We start from the raw sequence: 16,809 nt of genomic DNA, 5'->3' as shown, positions 1-16,809 counted from the left end.
GCGCCGATGTCGGCGCAACCATATCGCAACGCAATCGCTTCGGGCGACGCCCTCAAAAGAGCAGACTGCTCAACCACGTTGACGTCGACACAACCAATCTCTAAGCAAGCCTGATAATAAGCAGGACTTACTATATTATGCCCGAGCGCGCAGACCCCGACAACGTCGGATTCCTCATCGCCGACGTGACGCGGTTGATCCGCGCCGAGATGGACCGCCGCATCACCGAGGAGGGTATCGAGCTCAATCCGGGCGACGCGCGCACCCTGACGCATGCCGCGCGCTGCGGGCCGCTGCGCCAGAACCTTCTGGCCGAGCGCATCGGCGTGGAAGCGATGACCGTCAGCGCCTCTCTTGACCGGCTGGAGGCATTGGGCCTCGTCGAGCGCCAGACGGACAGCGCCGACCGCCGGGCCAAGCTGGTGCATGTCACGCAAGCCGGCGAGGCGATGCTGGAGCGCATCCGGCCGATCGGCGCCCGCCTGCGCGCCGATATGGCGCAGGACATCGCCCCGGAAGACTGGCAGCGTTTCCTCGACACTCTGAAGAATGTGCGGACCAACCTGACCGTCATGCGAGACCAGTTCCGCAAGGAAAGCGCCGCCGCATGAACATGCAATCGAGAGTGCTTCCCGCGCCTGTGATGAGCGAGCGGCGCGTCAGTTGGATCGGCGCCGTGCTGGTCGCCATCGGCCCCATGTCGATGGCGCTCTACACGCCGGCCATGCCCGAGATCGTACATGCCTTCGGCACGACCGAGGCAGCCGTGAAACTGACCCTTTCGCTGTATTTCGCCGGGTTTGCCGTGGCGCAACTGGTCTGCGGTCCGCTGTCCGACGGTTTTGGCCGAAAACCGGTCACCTACGCCTTCATGGGCATTTTTCTCGTCGCCTCATTGATGGCCATGCTGGCGACCACGGTGGAATTGCTGATCGCCGCACGATTCCTGCAAGGCGTGGGCGCCGCCGTCGGCTGGGCGATCGCACGCGCGGTGGTACGCGATCTCTTCACCAGCGAGCGCTCCGCCCGCATCATGAACCTGATGGGCCTGATCCTCGCGGCCGGCCCCGCCTTCTCGCCGACGCTTGGCGGCATCACCATGGAGATCGCCGGCTGGCATGCGATCTTCGTGCTGATGTTCGCCTCGGCTGTGGTCATCATGCTGATCGTGCGCTTCGCCATGGTCGAGACGGTCGAGCGCGACCTGTCGCGGGTCCGCCCAAGGGCGCTGCTCGGCTCCTACAAAAAAGTGCTTTCCAGTCCCTATTTCGTGCTGTCCAGCATCGTACTGGCCGGTTCGGTCGGCGCCATCTACACGCAGGCGACCATCCTGCCCTTCATCCTGATGGAGCGCGTCGGCCTGACGCCCAGCCAGTTCGGCGTCGGCATGCTGATGCAGTCCGGCTTCTATTTCCTCGGCTCCCTGGTGGTGCGCCAGTTGCTTGGCCGCTTCGGCGCCTTTCGCCTGGTCCCCGTCGGCCTGGCGTTCGTCGCTGTCGGCAGCGCCTCGACGGCGATCGGCCTGCATCTGTTCGAGCCGACCTTCCTGCTGGTCATGGGGCCGATCGCCTTCCATGCCTTCGGCATCGCCTTCGTCATGCCGGCCATGGCGACGGCAACGCTTGCCCCGTTCCCCAACATCGCCGGCGCGGCCTCGTCGATGAGCGGCTTTTTCCAGATGGGCGGCGGGCTTGTCGGCGGGCTGCTCTGTGCGGCGATCGGCGAGCCGGTCGTCGCCATGTCGACCGTCATCCCGGCGATGGGTCTCATCGCCATCCTGTCATGGGCGGTCTGGCATCGCCTGCCGAAACCCGCCGCCGCCAATATCGTGCACGCCCCGCCCCCGGATCAGCCGGTTCAATAAGCCTCGCAGCTTTCGGCGATCTCTACCTGAATGTTCTCGCGGATCAGCCCGGCCTCGACAAGAAATGTCTCGCGCAGCAGCACGTCGTTGGCCGGGAAATGGTAGCAGGCGATGACGGTAGTGACGGCGCCGGCCGTCTTTTCGATGCGGTGGCGGATGGTGGCTCCGGCCATCGCCGCTTCCCACTCGTCGAGCGAATCCACGAACTCGGCCTTCGTCTGCTCGACGCCGAGATCGATGAGCCGGATTTTCGCATCGTCGGCCAGCAGGCTTTCGAATTTTCCGCGGTCGGCCGTCGCCAGCGCGGCATACCATTGCTCGACCACCGGTTCTTGCGCGAAAGCCGATACTGACATTAGAGAAACCAGCGCCGCCGCGCAGGCCGCGACCCGGCGCATCCTGCTGGCCGGAGCGCCGGCCGGCATCATCAGCCCATCTCCGGCCGCTCGAAATCGCCGGTCTGGCGGTTCATCACCCACAATTCGCCGGTCGAGATATCGAACCAGGCGCCGCACAGCGTGATCTTGCCCTTGCCCTCCAGGATGCTGATGCAGGGGAAGGTTCTGAGATTGGCGATCGAATAGCGGACGGAGATGCGCTCCAGCGCCGTCTGCCGCTCGCTCTGCGTCGACAGCGCGTTGCTGGTGACGGATTCGGCGGCGGGGCCGAGCAGGCTCATCCACCTGCCGATGAAATCGCCCGGCGACAGCGGCGCAGCCGCCGGCGACAGTGCCGCGCGGATGCCGCCGCAGCGGCCGTGGCCGATCACCACGATGTTCTTCACCTTCAACACCTGCACGGCGAATTCCAGCGCGGCCGAGGTCGAGTGGAATTCGCCGTCCGGCGCGTAGGGCGGCACCAGATTGGCGACGTTGCGCACCACGAACAGCTCGCCCGGCCCGGAATCGAAGATCACCTCGGGCGCGGCGCGCGAGTCGCAGCAGGCGATCACCATCGTCTCCGGCGACTGCCCCTCGCGCGCCAGGGTGCGCCACTTGTCCGTCTCCGAGGCGTAGCGCCCCTTCATGAAGCTGCGGTAGCCGGCGAGAAGGTGGTCGGGCAGGTCGGTCATGAGTTTCACCTAACGGCAATATCGCGTGCTGATCAATCGGAATCGCTGCGGTGCAGCAAATCGCGTGGCGCATAGCAAAGTCTTCCGCCATGCAAATACGCCGGTCATGCCCAGATCGCCACCGGAATTCCATACGCGTCCCGGCCCGGCGGATCGGGAAACGGCTCTGCCTCGCCCCGCGCACGCCTTGCCGCAACCGTTAGCACGGCCGCAGCATCCAGAAAATCGTCCTCGGCCGCGCCGCGCGGTGGCGGCATGTCGAGGAAGGCGCGGGGCAGGCCGTTGGCGGCCAGCAGCGCCTTGCGCTCCTCCATGCCGGCCGGATTGACGCTTCCCTTGACCTTCTTCGGCAACGCCATCGCCTTGGCGCCGTTCAGCCGCCAGAACGCCACCTCCGGATGCGATTCGATGACCCGCAAGCGCAGGTCGGGCCTGTCGCGCATCAGCCGGTCCAGCTCGCGGATTTTCGAGAAGATGCCGAACGCCTGGATGGACACGCCGCGCGGCGGGTCGGATGTTTTTCGCGCCACGTCGCTGGCGATGCGGTGCATCTCGTACCAGCGCTCGATGGTGGTGAACGGTTCGTCGGCGGCGTACATCGCCGCCCGCGACGGGATGGAAAAGACGCTCGACTGCCGCTCGCCGAGAAAGCGCCGCACCAGCACCTCCGGCCCGCGTCCGCCATGATGCGTGAAGTCGGGCAGGCCGATCGGCATGTCCACCGCCACCACCGCGTCGCCCCCCAGCCCCGCCAGCACATCCTCGAACGTGCCGCAGACCTTTGCCGCAAGCTGCCCGCCGCGCCGCAGGGTGACCGCGACCCAGCCCGCCTTGCAGCCGTCGACGCCGGCTATGTCGATCTCGGCCGCCAGCGCGGGGTGCATGGACATCTGACGGCCAAGCTCAGGCCCGCCGGTCACGGCCGGGATGCGTGAGATGCCGCAGTTGCACCATCGCCATCGGATGCGACAGGCTTTGCGCGTCGGTCTCGATCTGCAGCTCGTCGGCGCCGCGCTTTGTCGTGCGGGCCAGGATCTCGAATACAGAGGCGGTGGCGGATTGCAGCGCCTTGCCGGCCGGCTGGCCGTCGAGCAGCCGCGCCATCAACACCGCCGCCATCAGGTCGCCGAGCCCGTTGGGCGGCTTTTCGATCGCCCTATGCTCGGCCAGCAGGGCTTCCGACGGCGTCAGCATCAGATTGCCGATGCCGCCCGCCATCAGCCCCGGCGCCGAGGTCACCAGCATGGTCGGCGGCCCGGCATCCATCGCCGCCACCATCACCGAGCGCAGATCGTCCAGCTTTGCCCCGCCCGCCATCCATTCCAGCTCGTAGCGGTTGGGTGTCGCGATGTCGGCCATCGGCACCAGCAGGTCGCGTTGCGCCTCCGCCAGCGGTTTCGGCACATAGAGCCCGCCCATGTCGCCCATCACCGGGTCGCAAACATAAAGCGCGCGCGGGTTTTTCGCCCGCACCGCCGTCACCAGTGATGCCACCGCCTCGGCCTGCACGACGTCGCCCAGATAGCCGGAGAGCACGCCCGCCACCTCGCCCAGCCACGGCGAAGCTTCCAGATCCTTCATCAGCGCCGCGAAACTTTGCGGTTCCGGCACGATGCGCGTCGCCCGTCCGTGCCCGGGATGCCAGGGCAGGATGACGGTCGGCACCGCCCACACCGGAAAGCCCAGCGTTTCCAGCGCGAACACGGCGGCGCGGTTGCCGACCGAGCCTCGCGCCACATGGCTGGACACGACGATGACGGCGCGCGGTGTCTCGGGCTGCTGGGTGGTCATGGCGCCTCAGAAATACCGCATGATATAGACGACGCACCAGGCGATCACGGCGACTGTGATCGCCATGCTGAGCACACGGGCGATACGCATCCCCATCTTCTCGACCGGGTCGGCGGGATCGTCGGCCCCGCGGCCGATGGAGGCGCTGCCCGGCTCGGCCTCACCGGAGACGCGGGCCAGAATCCGCCTGGATTCGTCCGTCCGCTGGCTGTCTCCGTCGCTGGGCACGCAATCCCCCGGGGCATGGCTTCGAGATTTTCGCCTATCACACGCCGCGACGCGCGTCCAAGGCCCAAGGTTGGGCGCCGGTTCCTTTCAACCGTGAATATGCTAAGTCTCCGCCGTCAATCCGTTGTCGAGGGCTGAAAATGTCTTTTCCGACCATCGCGCCGACCGCCCGCCGGGCGTTCCCGTTCCTGCTGCTTGCCTTGCTGCTGCCGCTGCTGTCGGCCTGCGGCTACAACACCATCCCCACCGCCGAGGAAAAGGCCAAGGCCGCCTGGAGCGAAGTGCTCAACCAGTACCAGCGCCGCGCCGACCTGATCCCCAACCTCGTCGAGACGGTGAAAGGTTACGCCGCGCATGAGAAGGACACGCTTGACGCCGTGGTCGAAGCCCGGGCCAAGGCGACCCAGGTGACGGTCACGCCGGAAACGCTCACCGACCCCGACGCCTTCAAGGCGTTCCAGGACAACCAGGCGGGCCTCACCGGCGCGCTGTCGCGGCTCTTGGCCGTGGTTGAAAACTATCCGGACCTCAAGGCCAACCAGAATTTTCTTGGCCTCCAGGCGCAGCTCGAAGGCACCGAAAACCGCATCGCCGTGGCGCGCCGCGACTACATCGAGACCGTGCGCGAATACAACACCACGTTGCGCACCTTCCCCTCGATAATCTGGGCGACCTTGTGGTTCACCGACAACAAGCCGTTCCAGAATTTCACGGTGGCCGAGGACAAGATGGAGCCGCCGAAGGTGGATTTCGGCACGAAGCAGGGCGGCTGACGCCGGCGTCATGGACGTGGCGGACGGCGCAGCGCTTTCCCTCCCCCTCGAGGGGAGGGTGGCCGCGAAGCGGCCGGGTGGGGTCGTCGCGGCAGTGCTCGACCTCATTTTCTTGTCGGAAAAAAAGGTCCCTCATTCTGCCGCAGCGACCCCTCCCGCCTCGCTCCGCTCGGCACCCTCCCCTCGAGGGGGAGGGAAAGCGGCGCTCGTCCTCGCGCTAATCCTCCTCCTCTTCTCCCTCCCCGGCCTCGCTGCCGATCTGCCAAAACTCACCGGCCGTATCGTCGACGCCGCCGGCATGATCGACCCGGCGACTGAGACCGCGCTCACCCAGAAACTCGAGGCCTTCGAGAAGAAATCCTCCGACCAGATCGTGGTTGCCACCATAGACAGCCTCGACGGCGAGGCGATCGAGCCCTACGCCAACCGCCTGTTCCGCGCCTGGGGTCTTGGCCAAGGCGGCGAGGACAACGGCATATTGCTGCTGGTCGCCAAAAACGACCGGAAGATGCGCATCGAGGTCGGCTACGGGCTGGAGGGCACGCTCACCGACCTGCATTCGAAGCTGATCATCGACAACACCATGGTGCCGGCCTTCCGTGCCGGCGACTTTTCCGGCGGCATCTCGCGCGCCGCCGACGATATCGTGATGGTGCTGGAGGGCAACGCGGCGGAGCTTGAAGCACGGGCAAGGCGCAATCCGCCGGCCGACAACACATTCGCCGACGTCGACTGGATCTTTGTCGTCTTCATCGCTTTGTGGGCCACCATCTTCCTGGGCGGCATGGCGATGGCGATCCTGCCGCCGATCTTCGGCACGAAAATCGGCCCCAACCGCTACCGCTGGCTGGGCATGGACATCACCGTCGGCGGCCGCTCCAGAGACAGATCGTCCGGCGGCTGGTCGTCGGGCGGCGGCGGCTGGTCGTCAGGCGGCGGCGGCTGGTCGTCAGGCGGCGGCGGCTTTTCCGGCGGAGGCGGATCCTCCGGCGGCGGCGGCGCCTCGGGGAGCTGGTGATGGAAGCCCGATGACAAAAACCCTCAGCGACGCCGACCATGCCCGCATCGCCAGCGCCATCCGCGCGGCGGAGGAAAAAACCGCGGGCGAGATCTACTGTGTCGTCGCGCGTTCCAGCGACAGCTATTTTTATCCCGCCGCCTTTTTCGTCACCCTGGCTGTGATGGTGGTCAGCCTCGTTGCCGCATTCCTGCTGGAATATTGGTGGGTATCGATGCGCCTGCCGGTGTTCTGGGCCGCCGTGGCGCTGGCGCTCGCCTCCTGCTGGCTGGTGCTCCTGCTTGCGCCAGGCATCCGGATGCATTTCGTGCCGCGCCGCCTGCGCTATCTGCGCGCCCACGACAACGCATTGAAGCAGTTCCTGGCGCGCAACGTCCACATCACCGCCGCGCGCACCGGCGTGCTGGTGTTCGTGTCGCTGGCCGAGCGTTATGCCGAGGTGGTCGCCGACGCCGGCATAAACGCAAAGGTGCCGCAACAGACCTGGAACGGCATCGTTGCAGGCCTCGTCGACCATGCGCGCTCAGGCCGGCTGGCGGACGGTTTCGTCACCGCGGTCGCCGCGGTCGGCGTGCTGCTCTCGGAACATTTTCCACGCGGCGCCGAAGACGCGAACGAACTCGACGATCATCTTGTAGAAATCTGATCCGGGTTATTTTACCCCGCCGATGCCGACCCGCGCCCGGACGGCGCCATCAGCTATGCGGGTGCGGCAGGCCGTGCTATTTTTTTGCCGGAAGTGCTGTAGCGCCAGCCTGCGGGGGGTGCGGAATGGGGCACGGGTGTTGCCCGCGAAGGCAGGGCGCATTCCTTGACCGGGAGCGCCCAAGCGCCCCCGTGTCCTCTTCGATCGACATAGGTAGACGGTTGACGGTCTCCACGCGCGGGCGGCGCGCGGTTCTCGCCGCACTGCCTTCTGGCAGCGCGGCGGAGCCCATGAACGGAGTTTGACAGCACGCAATCCAGCCAGGGAGGAGTCGAAATGCCGACACGCAAATGGGGTGCCGAGAAGCTGGTCAATACGACGACCGCGGGATCGCAGGCATTTTCGGACGTCGCCGCGCTTGCGGGCGGCGGCTTCGTCGTCGTCTGGGAGGACGAGAGCGCCGGATCGGACGCAGCGATCCGCGCGCAGCGCTACGACGCGACGGGTCAAACCGTCGGCGGGGAAATACTTATCGCCGGCCCTATCCCAACGAACGACCTGGACTTGCCGTCGGTGACAGGGCTCGCCGATGGGGGCTTCTATGTGACCTGGACACAGAACGTCGGGTCGGGCAACAACTACATCCAAGGCAGTGTCTACAATGCCAACGGCGGCTTCGTGCGCGACCAGCCCGTCGTCTTCGCATTCGGCGAGGACGACGACTCGCACGTCGCGAAGTTCGGAACAGGCTCGATCGTCGCCTGGACGGATCCGAACTTTGCCACCGGCCACAACGTCCTCTTCCGGATCTTCGACGCGGCCGGGAATGGCAGTCCGGTCCTCACCGCAAACAGTTTCACGCCTGGCTTCCAACAAGCTCCCTCGGTCGCCGCGTCGCCCGACGGGTCGACCGCCGCCATCGTCTGGACAGGCGATGGCGCCATTTGGGGGCGGCTGTTCGATACGGCCGGCGCCGAGAAGGCGCCGGAGTTCCGCGTCGACCTCCCTGGTTCGTTCGGCGCCTTCGATCCCCTGGTAGCCTTCCTGAGCAACGGCGTAGTCGCCGTGGCCTGGCGGCAACTCAACAGCCTTGACGCTGCCAGCAACGAGATCAAGGTCCGCCTGTTCACGGCGAACGGGCCGAATGCCCTGCCGCTGACGGGCGAGATCGCGGTCAATTCCACGATCTTTGGTTCGCAACAGGACCCGACGCTGACGGCGCTGCCGGACGGCGGCTTCGTGGTCTCCTGGACGGATACGAGCGGCGTCGGCGTGGACGGCGACTCCTGCATCCGCCTGCAGGCGTTCGACGGCGCTGGCGGAAAGATTGGCGGCGAAATGGTGGTGAATACGACGACGGAACTCTCCCAGGTCGCCCCGTCGGTTTCGGCGCTTGCCGACGGCCGGGTGGTCGTGAGCTGGACGGACAATAGTTCCGGCAACAACGATATCCGCATGCAGATCGTCGATCCGCGCGACGGAATCGTCACCGGAAGCGGCGGTCAGGACACGCTCTACGGCCACTCGCTCGTCAATGACGAGATCGGCGGCGGCGCCGGCGACGACACGCTCTATGGCCTGGGCGGCAATGACGGCCTCTACGGCGGCCAGGGCAACGACACGCTGAACGGCGGAACCGGCGGCGACGAGATGTATGGCGGCGCCGGCAACGACATCTATTATGTGGACAACGCCGACGACGTCGTGGTCGAGGCCGCCGGCCAGGGCGCCGACCTCGTCGCCGTCACCCTCGACTACGCGCTCACCGCGGGGGTGTCGGTCGAGACGCTGCGCACCACCTCCAACAGCGGCACGAACGCGATCGACCTGACCGGCAACGCGCTGCAACAGGTGATCGTCGGCAATGCCGGCCAGAACATCTTGCATGACGGCGGCAAGGGGGCTGCCGACACGCTGACGGGCCTTGGCGGCAACGACACCTACCGGGTGTTCAATTCCGGCGACGTGATCGTGGAAGGCGCCTCGCAAGGGACGGCAGACAGGGTGCTTGCGGCGGTGGACTATACGCTGGGAACGGGCGTGTTCGTCGAAATCCTCGCCACCAATGGCTCCTCCGGCGCCGCCGGCCTGAAACTCACCGGCAACGAGGTGGCGCAGGCGATCACCGGCAACGCTGGCGACAACCGGTTGGAGGGCAAGGGCGGGTCCGACACGCTGACCGGCCTGCTCGGCGACGATACATTCGTCTTCGCCACCGCGCTCGGGGCGGGCAACATCGACGCCATCGCCGACTTCAACGTCGCCGACGACCGCTTCCTTCTGTCGGACGCCATCTTCACCGCGCTGAGCGCCGGCACGCTGGCTTCGGCCGCCTTTCTCGCCAACACGACCGGGCTCGCGCAGGATAGTTCAGACCGCATCATCTACGAAACCGACACCGGAAAGGTCTTCTACGACGCGGACGGCATCGGCGCGATCGCGCGTATCCAGTTCGCCACGATCGGTGCCGGCCTCGCCCTCGCCAATACGGATTTCTCGGTGGCGTGAGGCGAGGCGGAAGGCGTCGCGGTCCGCTTGCGAGACAGGGAGGGTGAACCGCGCTGCGCCGAAGACGCGAACGAACTCGACGATCATCTTGTGGAAATCCGAACGGCTTTTTCGCGCCCCTGGCGCCAGCGTCATTGCTGTCGCTTGCAATGGCGGCCGGGCGATCTAAACTTGGTTATCATGACCACGCTCGCCATCGACATCCGTAGGGCCGAACCGCGCGACGCCGACGACATCGCCGACGTTCACCACGCCGCCTGGATGGGCGCCTATGCTGGCATCATCCCGCACAAGGCGCTGACACGCATGGTCAACCGGCGCGGCGGCCAATGGTGGGCCAACGCCATCCGGCGCGCCGCCACCGTCATCGTCGTCGAGATCGGCGGCGAGGTGGCCGGCTATGCAACGATCGGCCGCAACCGCGCGAAGGAACTGCGCCAGCAGGGCGAGATCTACGAACTCTACCTCAAACCCGAATACCAGGGCGTCGGCCTTGGCAGCCGGCTGTTCGCCGCGGCGCGCAAGAAGCTCGCTGACCACGGCCTGAAAGGTCTGGTGGTCTGGGCGCTGGAGGAAAACCACAACGCCGTCGCCTTCTACCAGGGCGCCGGCGGCCGCGACGTCGCCGAAGGCGTCGAGGTCTTCGACCAGAAGGCGCTGAAGAAGATCGCCTTCGTGTGGGAGTGAGGGTGTCCCGCAAAGGTCGTGCCACTGCCACGTGCGGTGTGCGTTGCCGCGCTTTCAGGCATAGGCCTTACCCGTAGACCAATCGCAGGCGAGCGGCCTCGGGATTGTCCGGTAGCCCGCTTGATTTGATTTGCGCTCTGACGCGCGTTTCTCGTGCCCTGAAGGCTTCGTTATCAGGAGCCAGCTTTACCGCTTTTGAAATTTCTGTCAGCGCCCGCTTATAAAGGCCGGCCTTTGAATAGATAATGCAGAGATCGAAATGCGTTTTCGCCGTTCCGACACCGTCGCGAATTGACCGCCGATGTGTTGAGATTGCCAGATCGTTATCTCCGAGATGTCGAAAGCAATGGCCAACATAGAATCGGTATTCTCCTTCACTAGGCAATATAGCCGATGCGACGGCGAACATCCTCAACGCCTCGTCGTAATTGCCCGTTTTCAGATAGGCACGCCCCAGCAGATAGTGTGCATGATCCGACCAGGCGTTGTTCGAGACTAGCTTGCGGCCAATATCGATGGCACTGTCCCAGTCCTCACGGAAGCTTGCAACGTGAAGCGCGTAATAATCTCGCGCGAAATCTGGGTGATCCAGCGCATTGCCATCCTCTTGCATCGGAGGGATCTGCTCCCCTGCAATGAAGGTTTCGAGAAAAGAGCGCAGCCGGCCCCTGTTCTTGAGATAATTCGGTACGCCGTGGATGACGCGCCGCATCGTCCTGCCATGGTAGTTGGGTAGGTTTTTCGCGAGGCTCATGCAGTAAAGATCGATCGGATCGCGCTCGCCAGCAAATACGGTGACCGGCTTCTTCGCTTGCCGGATGAAATCGTGCAGATCTGGAAAACGAACCGGTGCCGTAGGATGCATGAGCTTCTCGCTGCGGCTGCCCGGCAGCTTGATGGTCGTCTCGGGGGAACAGGCCAAAACGCGCGCACCGAGCTGCGTCCCGTACAGGATGGCGCCAGCCGCGCCCATGCTTTGGCCAATGGCAAGGATTTCTTTCGTGCCAAGGTAGCGCGCCCAGTCCGACAGTGTTCGCAGCACGCCTGCAAGATCGTCGCCAAGACCGGGAATGCCCCCTTGATACCACTCGATGCGACTGCCGCTATTGATGAAGATGCGGTTGACGGGGAGTTCGTTCCCTGACGCCCAGAAATCGAAACCTCCAGTGCGGCCAGCGCCAGTGCCTGTGGGGAAAATGACGAGTTGTTCGGAACCTGGATGCGGGATGACCTTGAAAGCCTCCCCTTCAAATTCCGAAGGCGACGATCTTGCCGTTTTGACCTTCGATCCTAGCGAACTGGCCACCCACCCCCCTCCGCGACCAGGACGCCAAACAAGCGGGCTTCCCAACCTGACGACTCGATCACTGAAAAGCATATGCACCCATCTCGGCGCTGAGAAGTGCTTTGACGATATGGGTTTACCGCCGGGCGGCAGATCGGGTTGAGCGAGCTGTCGACCGCCCGGTACCGTCCGTGGCAAAGGAGAAACTTGGCAATTCAAACTGTGCGCCCTTGCTCTAGCCTAGCATGGCCGGCTATCGGTCTCCCAAACAGCAAGGGGACCCCAGCCATGCGCATCGAAGCCATTCCGACCGGCGAGAACCCGCCCCACGACGTCAACGTCATCATCGAGGTGCCGGTCGGCGGCGAGCCGATCAAATACGAGATGGACAAGGACGCCGGCACGCTGTTCGTCGACCGCTTCCTCTACACGCCGATGCGCTATCCCGGAAACTACGGGTTCGTGCCGCACACGCTGTCGGGCGACGGCGACCCGATCGACGTCCTGATCTGCAATACGCGCGTGCTCATCCCCGGCTGCGTCATCAATGTCCGGCCGATCGGCGTGCTGATCATGGAAGACAATGCGGGCCAGGACGAGAAGGTCATCGCCGTGCCCTCCCCGCACGTCACCAAGCGTTACGAGAAGGTCCACAACTACACCGACCTTCCGCAGATCACCCTCGACCAGGTCGCGCATTTCTTCGAGCACTACAAGGATCTCGAGCCCGGCAAATGGGTCAAGATCGGCGGCTGGCACGACGCCGCGCGAGCACGCCAGATGATCGTCGAGGCGGTCGAGCGGGCGAAGGCGGCGAAATAACAGCGCCGTTCGTTGAGAGGCTCCGGGGGACAGGTTTATTCGGTCCACCCGTGGCCGCTCAATTCTCCTGCCGGTCGAAATCCGGCAGCGCCACGTCGCCGCTGACCACCACCCGTTCGTCGGCGCCGCAGGCAAAATCGCGCACCTGCTCGTCGGCGATCTTGCGCGCCGTCTCGTTGGCCTTCGGGTTGCCGCTCGCCACCACCAGCCCGACCGTGCAGCCCTCGCCCACCCCGATCTGGCCGACCTTCTCGACCACCAGCACCTCGGTCTTCTTCTCGCTGTCGTCAGGATCGCTGCTGACCGACCAGCGGTGGATCGCCGCGATCGGCACCTGGCGGTCGCCATCCACCTCGATGCGCCATTCGATCTTCGGTGCGGTGGAATTGAAGGCCGAAAAACTCTCCCACACCGTATCGCCGCCCGCCGGCGGAAAACCGTAGAACACGGATTCGCGCAGGTCGCCGGTGTAATAGACGACGGGATAACCCCGCCATCCGGGGCAGACGAAATTGGCGAAATCGCCACCCTCCTGATTGGCTGAAAAGCTCGAGCAGGATTTTTCGAAGTCGATATCCGTGTACTCGCTTTTCATCTCCGCCGCGGCGGCCGGCAGGCTGAGTACCGTAAGGAAGAAAAGTACCAGAGGGTATCGCATGGCCGCTGCCTCGCTTTGTGTTCGTGTCCGAAGCTAGAACAACCCCTTTCGGAAGAAAACCGCTTGCATCGGGTGGTTGCCCAAGCGTGAGGCGCGCATGAAGCGAAATGGCTGTTTCGGGAAGTCGAAGCGGCGAAAAACAACGCCGGAGCCGCAAAAATGGGGCTCAAATGAAGCGATTCGGCACGTCGGCGACAAAGTTTCCAGCTATCATGTTGAAAACCAAAGATATTACGGACTTCACGCAGATATTCGGACCGGCCCGTCAGATGCCGTGAACATCCCGGCTCGATGAAAAATTGTTAGTTAGATTAATGGCTTGGCCATTCCAGTCAGAATTGGGCGCAGGAATTCCGGGGCGGCTTCGATCCGCACCGTCTTGAGGCGGGCTGTATGGCCTCCGACGACCGAAACTTTCGACCGTCCGACCCCGAAATGCTCCGCGACCAGCCGTTCCAACGCGGCGTTGGCCGCGCCTTTTTCCGGCACGGCACGCACCTTTGCCGCCAGATGGGAGCGGCCGTCCGCGGCCGTCTCGACCCCGCCGATCCGGTCGGCGGCGGCCTTCGGGGTCAGCCGCACGAACAGCTCGACGCCGCCCGCGATCCCCCGATAAAACCCAGTCATTCCAGTGCGTTAACGGACCATCGGTTCGATGGTCGTCCACAGGAACTGTCTCAGAAAAAAGATGATCAGCAACGCAACAATCGGCGAGATGTCGATGCCGCCGAGGTTCGGCAGAAGCCTCCGGATCGGCGCCAGCACCGGCTCGGTGACGCGGTAGAGGAAGGTGCCGATGGTGTTGACGAACTGGTTTCGCGAGTTCACCACGTTGAAGGCGAAAAGCCAGGAGAACACCGCCGCTCCGATCAGGAACCACCAGTAAATACTGAGCGCGAGATCCACCGTCTTGATGAGGGCGAGCATAAGAATCTCCTTTGGTCCGCCGACATGTAGCCATTGGCTGGATTGACGACAAGCTTCGATTGTCCCGGTTTCCCGCCGTTTGAACCCGGCTCGCAGCGGCGGCGCGCAAAACGCCGCTGCTCCTGCTTGACACGCGCCCCGCGCCTGCACATAACACCGCCATTCGCCGAACGGGGCTGTAGCTCAGCTGGGAGAGCGCGTCGTTCGCAATGACGAGGTCAGGGGTTCGATCCCCCTCAGCTCCACCATTCGGCGGAATTTCAAAGGCTTAGCGAGAGGTTGTCGGCCAGACAGGCGCGCTCAGGGCGCGGGCTGCGTGTCCGGAAACCTCCAACGGCCGTCGAGCGGCCGCGTCCTTGAATTCGTCGGCCGCGATCCGGCGTCAGGCCGAAGCGGCGGCAGCGGCCTCTTCCACCGCCTTCCTGCGCAGCGTCTCGCGTGCCGCCGCAGCAGCCGCGTCGTCGCCACCGCCGGACACCTGCACCATCGGCGTTGCCAGCTTGATGCCGGCCTCGTCGAACGCCTTCTTGATCATCACCAGGGCGCGGCGCTTGATGCCGAATTGCTGGCCCGGCTTGGTCATCAGTTTCATGCGCAACACGATGCCCAGATCGCCGAAACTGTCGACGCCCTGCATCTTGAGAGGCTGCAGCGTGTTGTCGGCGAATTCGGGGTCCTGCGCCAATTCCTGGCCGATCTTCTTGACAATCTTGCGAGCCGCCTCGATGTCGGAATCGTAGGTGACGGTCAGCGTCATCTTCTCGATCACCCAGTCGCGGCTCATGTTCTGGACGGCGCCGAGCGAGCCGAACGGCACGGTGAAGATCGGTCCGCGCTGGTGGCGCAGCCGCACCGAGCGCAGGCTGAATCCCTCGACCGTGCCCTTGTAGCTACCGCTCTGGATGTATTCGCCGACGCGGAAGGCGTCGTCGAGCATGAAGAACACGCCGCTGATGACGTCTTTCACCAGCGTCTGCGAACCGAAGCCGATCGCCACGCCGAAGATGCCCGCGCCGGCCACAAGCGGCGCGATCGCCACGCCCATGCCGGAAAGGATGGTCAGCACAGCGACGATGCCGATGAAGACGGCAAGCACGTTGCGGAAGATCGGCAGCAGCGTGCGCAGCCGCCCGCGCCGTGCGATCTCGTCGGCGGTGCCGCCTTCCTGCCCCGTTACCTCCAACCGGTGGGCGATGAACGCCTTGGACAACTGCCACAGCAAATCCGCAATGAGCAGGATGATGACGCCGTGCAGCAGGCCGCCAACGAGGCGATCCATCACAGCGTTGCCGCCGACCGCATCCGCCCGGATCTCCCAGATGTAGGCGAGCCACGCCACCGCCAGCGCGATCACCAGCGCCCGGGCGCCGCGCACGACCAGCACATTGGTCATCCTGCTCAGCAGGGTGTCCGAACCATTGCGGGCAGCAAGCGTCTCCGCCGCCTGCCCGACGCCCCTCACCGCCCTTGGCAAGAACAGCGCGTAGAGTCCCAGCCACAGGAACCCGACCATCCCGCTTACCCAGACTAGCCAGAGAATGACCAGGAAGAAGGTCACCAGCCAAGCGCGCGTCGGCGTCGACGACGTGTCGAAATGCGGCCGCCGCCAGACACTTTCGATGGCGACGCCGAGCAAGCCCAGGCCGAAAACATAGCCGACGAGTTGCATTGCGCCGCGCGAGAAGCTTAGCGCCGGCATCAGGCTGGCGATCGCCCAGCCGACGAGGAAGATGCCCGCCAGCAGTTGCACCCGATGAAACCAGAAACCCGCTTCCGCATCGTCCTGGTCGACCATCCGCGGCCGCTCGGCTGTCGCGCCGTCCGGCGCCAGCAGCAGTTTCGCAATGGTGCGGATGAGCCGGAACACGATGAAGGCGAGCAGGACGGTGAGCACGGCCTTGCGCAGCAGCGGCGGCCATTGGAAGACCAGGAAGAGACCCGCGCTGGCGAGCGCGAAGACCAGCAGCGGAATAAGGTCGGCGAGAAGCCGCAGCGGTTGGTCGGCAGCCGCGGTCACGGAACGTTCGGATTTCTCCCGGCGCAACAGCCGCCGGAACAGCCATTCCGCGCCATAACCGACCGCGACGAGTACAGCGAGAATACCGATGACCTTGCCCGGACTGCCCGAATTGATGTCTTTGGCCACCACCTCGGAGGCACGGGCAAGTTCCTGCGGGAAGTTCAGAAGCCCGTTCTTGAGCCCACCTATATGGCTGCGGATACGGTTCTCGAAATCGGAGACGCCGCTTGCCACGGTGTCCTCGGCCGCGGTATCGGCCGCAGCCGGAGCGGCGGGTCTCGCTTCGAGCCACGCCTTCACCTCGGGATCGTTGAGCAGTCCGAGTAGTTGCTGGACCTTTTCCGGTGGCGGCGGTGCGGCGGTGACCGGCTGAGTCTGGGCAAGCGAGACGCCGCCGGCCACGGCGAGAAAAATGGCAACGGTCGCGATCGTCAGGAGAAAGCGCGCAACCGGCCCAGGAGTCATCGAGTTCCCCGATTTGCGACCCTTCGTACCGCCAACAATCATGCC

The 16,809-nt window shown here is 64.8% G+C and carries 18 protein-coding genes and 1 tRNA gene; 9 read left to right on the top strand and 10 right to left on the bottom strand.

Annotated elements, in window-relative coordinates:
• The first annotated feature begins 137 nt into the window (after nt 1–137).
• Both RB623_RS00860 and RB623_RS00855 read left to right on the top strand, forming a co-directional pair.
• The gene (locus tag RB623_RS00860; protein WP_308054844.1) at nt 138–611 is read left to right on the top strand and encodes a MarR family winged helix-turn-helix transcriptional regulator; all 474 of its coding nucleotides are present in this window, start codon (nt 138–140) and stop codon (nt 609–611) included.
• The gene (locus RB623_RS00855) at nt 608–1,864 is read left to right on the top strand and encodes a multidrug effflux MFS transporter (RefSeq protein ID WP_308054843.1); all 1,257 of its coding nucleotides are present in this window, start codon (nt 608–610) and stop codon (nt 1,862–1,864) included. The genes RB623_RS00860 and RB623_RS00855 overlap by 4 nt, the downstream gene beginning before the upstream one ends.
• Here RB623_RS00855 and RB623_RS00850 read toward each other — a convergent pair.
• The 5 genes from RB623_RS00850 to RB623_RS00830 all read right to left on the bottom strand — a co-directional run bounded on the left by RB623_RS00850 (nt 1,858) and on the right by RB623_RS00830 (nt 4,955).
• A complete protein-coding gene (locus RB623_RS00850) occupies nt 1,858–2,292 on the bottom strand; it encodes a nuclear transport factor 2 family protein (protein WP_308054842.1) in 435 nt (144 codons plus the stop codon). The genes RB623_RS00855 and RB623_RS00850 overlap by 7 nt on opposite strands.
• Nucleotides 2,292–2,936 carry a carbonic anhydrase gene (locus tag RB623_RS00845; protein ID WP_308054841.1) on the bottom strand — a complete coding sequence of 215 codons (645 nt, stop codon included), beginning with the start codon at nt 2,934–2,936 and terminating at the stop codon, nt 2,292–2,294. Before RB623_RS00845 ends, RB623_RS00850 begins: the two co-directional genes overlap by 1 nt.
• 104 nt (nt 2,937–3,040) lie before the next feature.
• Entirely contained in the window at nt 3,041–3,826 is a 786-nt protein-coding gene (locus RB623_RS00840; protein ID WP_308054840.1) for a DUF429 domain-containing protein, read from the bottom strand.
• 13 nt (nt 3,827–3,839) lie between these two features.
• Nucleotides 3,840–4,727 (bottom strand): pyridoxal kinase PdxY, encoded by an 888-nt coding sequence (pdxY, locus tag RB623_RS00835; protein ID WP_308054839.1) that lies wholly within the window; start codon nt 4,725–4,727, stop codon nt 3,840–3,842.
• Nucleotides 4,728–4,733: 6 nt separating this feature from the next.
• A complete protein-coding gene (locus RB623_RS00830; RefSeq protein WP_308054838.1) occupies nt 4,734–4,955 on the bottom strand; it encodes a hypothetical protein in 222 nt (73 codons plus the stop codon).
• A gap of 140 nt (nt 4,956–5,095) precedes the next feature.
• Here RB623_RS00830 and RB623_RS00825 point away from each other — a divergent pair, with 140 nt between their 5' ends.
• The 5 genes from RB623_RS00825 (at nt 5,096) to RB623_RS00805 (ending at nt 10,587) form a co-directional block, all read left to right on the top strand.
• Nucleotides 5,096–5,728: a LemA family protein gene (locus tag RB623_RS00825; RefSeq protein WP_308054837.1), complete on the top strand. Its 633-nt coding sequence runs from the start codon at nt 5,096–5,098 to the stop codon at nt 5,726–5,728.
• 220 nt (nt 5,729–5,948) lie between these two features.
• A complete protein-coding gene (locus RB623_RS00820) occupies nt 5,949–6,746 on the top strand; it encodes a YgcG family protein (protein ID WP_308055097.1) in 798 nt (265 codons plus the stop codon).
• Nucleotides 6,747–6,756: 10 nt separating this feature from the next.
• On the top strand, nt 6,757–7,392 hold the full coding sequence (locus tag RB623_RS00815; protein ID WP_308054836.1) for a TPM domain-containing protein: 636 nt from the start codon (nt 6,757–6,759) through the stop codon (nt 7,390–7,392).
• A 336-nt stretch (nt 7,393–7,728) separates the two neighbouring features.
• The gene (locus RB623_RS00810; protein ID WP_308054835.1) at nt 7,729–9,900 is read left to right on the top strand and encodes a calcium-binding protein; all 2,172 of its coding nucleotides are present in this window, start codon (nt 7,729–7,731) and stop codon (nt 9,898–9,900) included.
• 180 nt (nt 9,901–10,080) lie between these two features.
• On the top strand, nt 10,081–10,587 hold the full coding sequence (locus RB623_RS00805; protein WP_308054834.1) for a GNAT family N-acetyltransferase: 507 nt from the start codon (nt 10,081–10,083) through the stop codon (nt 10,585–10,587).
• 67 nt (nt 10,588–10,654) lie between these two features.
• Here the strand turns inward: RB623_RS00805 and RB623_RS00800 are convergent, their stop codons facing one another.
• Nucleotides 10,655–11,893, bottom strand: coding sequence for a tetratricopeptide repeat protein (locus RB623_RS00800; protein WP_308054833.1), 1,239 nt, complete (start codon nt 11,891–11,893; stop codon nt 10,655–10,657).
• Between the two features lie 267 nt (nt 11,894–12,160).
• Here RB623_RS00800 and ppa point away from each other — a divergent pair, with 267 nt between their 5' ends.
• Nucleotides 12,161–12,694, top strand: a complete 534-nt coding sequence (gene ppa / locus RB623_RS00795) for an inorganic diphosphatase (RefSeq protein ID WP_308054832.1) — start codon at nt 12,161–12,163, stop codon at nt 12,692–12,694.
• A gap of 58 nt (nt 12,695–12,752) precedes the next feature.
• Here ppa and RB623_RS00790 read toward each other — a convergent pair whose 3' ends face one another.
• The 3 genes from RB623_RS00790 to RB623_RS00780 all read right to left on the bottom strand — a co-directional run bounded on the left by RB623_RS00790 (nt 12,753) and on the right by RB623_RS00780 (nt 14,279).
• Nucleotides 12,753–13,352 (bottom strand): hypothetical protein, encoded by a 600-nt coding sequence (locus RB623_RS00790; protein ID WP_308054831.1) that lies wholly within the window; start codon nt 13,350–13,352, stop codon nt 12,753–12,755.
• A gap of 306 nt (nt 13,353–13,658) precedes the next feature.
• Entirely contained in the window at nt 13,659–13,979 is a 321-nt protein-coding gene (locus RB623_RS00785) for a DUF167 family protein (protein WP_308054830.1), read from the bottom strand.
• A gap of 9 nt (nt 13,980–13,988) precedes the next feature.
• The gene (locus RB623_RS00780; protein WP_308054829.1) at nt 13,989–14,279 is read right to left on the bottom strand and encodes a YggT family protein; all 291 of its coding nucleotides are present in this window, start codon (nt 14,277–14,279) and stop codon (nt 13,989–13,991) included.
• A 172-nt stretch (nt 14,280–14,451) separates the two neighbouring features.
• On the opposite strand from RB623_RS00780, the gene RB623_RS00775 reads away from it, so the two are divergent.
• Nucleotides 14,452–14,527: transfer RNA gene (locus tag RB623_RS00775), tRNA-Ala, on the top strand.
• A gap of 134 nt (nt 14,528–14,661) precedes the next feature.
• Here the strand turns inward: RB623_RS00775 and RB623_RS00770 are convergent.
• Nucleotides 14,662–16,764 carry a mechanosensitive ion channel family protein gene (locus RB623_RS00770; RefSeq protein ID WP_308055096.1) on the bottom strand — a complete coding sequence of 701 codons (2,103 nt, stop codon included), beginning with the start codon at nt 16,762–16,764 and terminating at the stop codon, nt 14,662–14,664.
• Nucleotides 16,765–16,809: the final 45 nt, after the last annotated feature.

Origin of the sequence: Mesorhizobium sp. LHD-90 (assembly GCF_030929505.1) — a bacterium.
GTDB lineage: Bacteria > Pseudomonadota > Alphaproteobacteria > Rhizobiales > Rhizobiaceae > Kumtagia.
Note: the sequence above shows the minus strand (reverse complement) of the source record. Positions and strands in the feature narration are given on the sequence as shown.

Bases quoted from the DNA above. Each gene is read 5' to 3' on its own strand.
- RB623_RS00860 (WP_308054844.1), top strand. From the start codon at position 138: ATGCCCGAGCGCGCAGACCCCGACAACGTCGGATTCCTCATCGCCGAC.
- RB623_RS00855 (WP_308054843.1), top strand. From the start codon at position 608: ATGAACATGCAATCGAGAGTGCTTCCCGCGCCTGTGATGAGCGAGCGG.
- RB623_RS00850 (WP_308054842.1), bottom strand. From the start codon at position 2,292: ATGATGCCGGCCGGCGCTCCGGCCAGCAGGATGCGCCGGGTCGCGGCC.
- RB623_RS00845 (WP_308054841.1), bottom strand. From the start codon at position 2,936: ATGACCGACCTGCCCGACCACCTTCTCGCCGGCTACCGCAGCTTCATG.
- RB623_RS00840 (WP_308054840.1), bottom strand. From the start codon at position 3,826: ATGTCCATGCACCCCGCGCTGGCGGCCGAGATCGACATAGCCGGCGTC.
- pdxY (WP_308054839.1), bottom strand. From the start codon at position 4,727: ATGACCACCCAGCAGCCCGAGACACCGCGCGCCGTCATCGTCGTGTCC.
- RB623_RS00825 (WP_308054837.1), top strand. From the start codon at position 5,096: ATGTCTTTTCCGACCATCGCGCCGACCGCCCGCCGGGCGTTCCCGTTC.
- RB623_RS00815 (WP_308054836.1), top strand. From the start codon at position 6,757: ATGACAAAAACCCTCAGCGACGCCGACCATGCCCGCATCGCCAGCGCC.
- RB623_RS00810 (WP_308054835.1), top strand. From the start codon at position 7,729: ATGCCGACACGCAAATGGGGTGCCGAGAAGCTGGTCAATACGACGACC.
- RB623_RS00805 (WP_308054834.1), top strand. From the start codon at position 10,081: ATGACCACGCTCGCCATCGACATCCGTAGGGCCGAACCGCGCGACGCC.
- ppa (WP_308054832.1), top strand. From the start codon at position 12,161: ATGCGCATCGAAGCCATTCCGACCGGCGAGAACCCGCCCCACGACGTC.
- RB623_RS00790 (WP_308054831.1), bottom strand. From the start codon at position 13,352: ATGCGATACCCTCTGGTACTTTTCTTCCTTACGGTACTCAGCCTGCCG.
- RB623_RS00785 (WP_308054830.1), bottom strand. From the start codon at position 13,979: ATGACTGGGTTTTATCGGGGGATCGCGGGCGGCGTCGAGCTGTTCGTG.
- RB623_RS00780 (WP_308054829.1), bottom strand. From the start codon at position 14,279: ATGCTCGCCCTCATCAAGACGGTGGATCTCGCGCTCAGTATTTACTGG.
- RB623_RS00770 (WP_308055096.1), bottom strand. From the start codon at position 16,764: ATGACTCCTGGGCCGGTTGCGCGCTTTCTCCTGACGATCGCGACCGTT.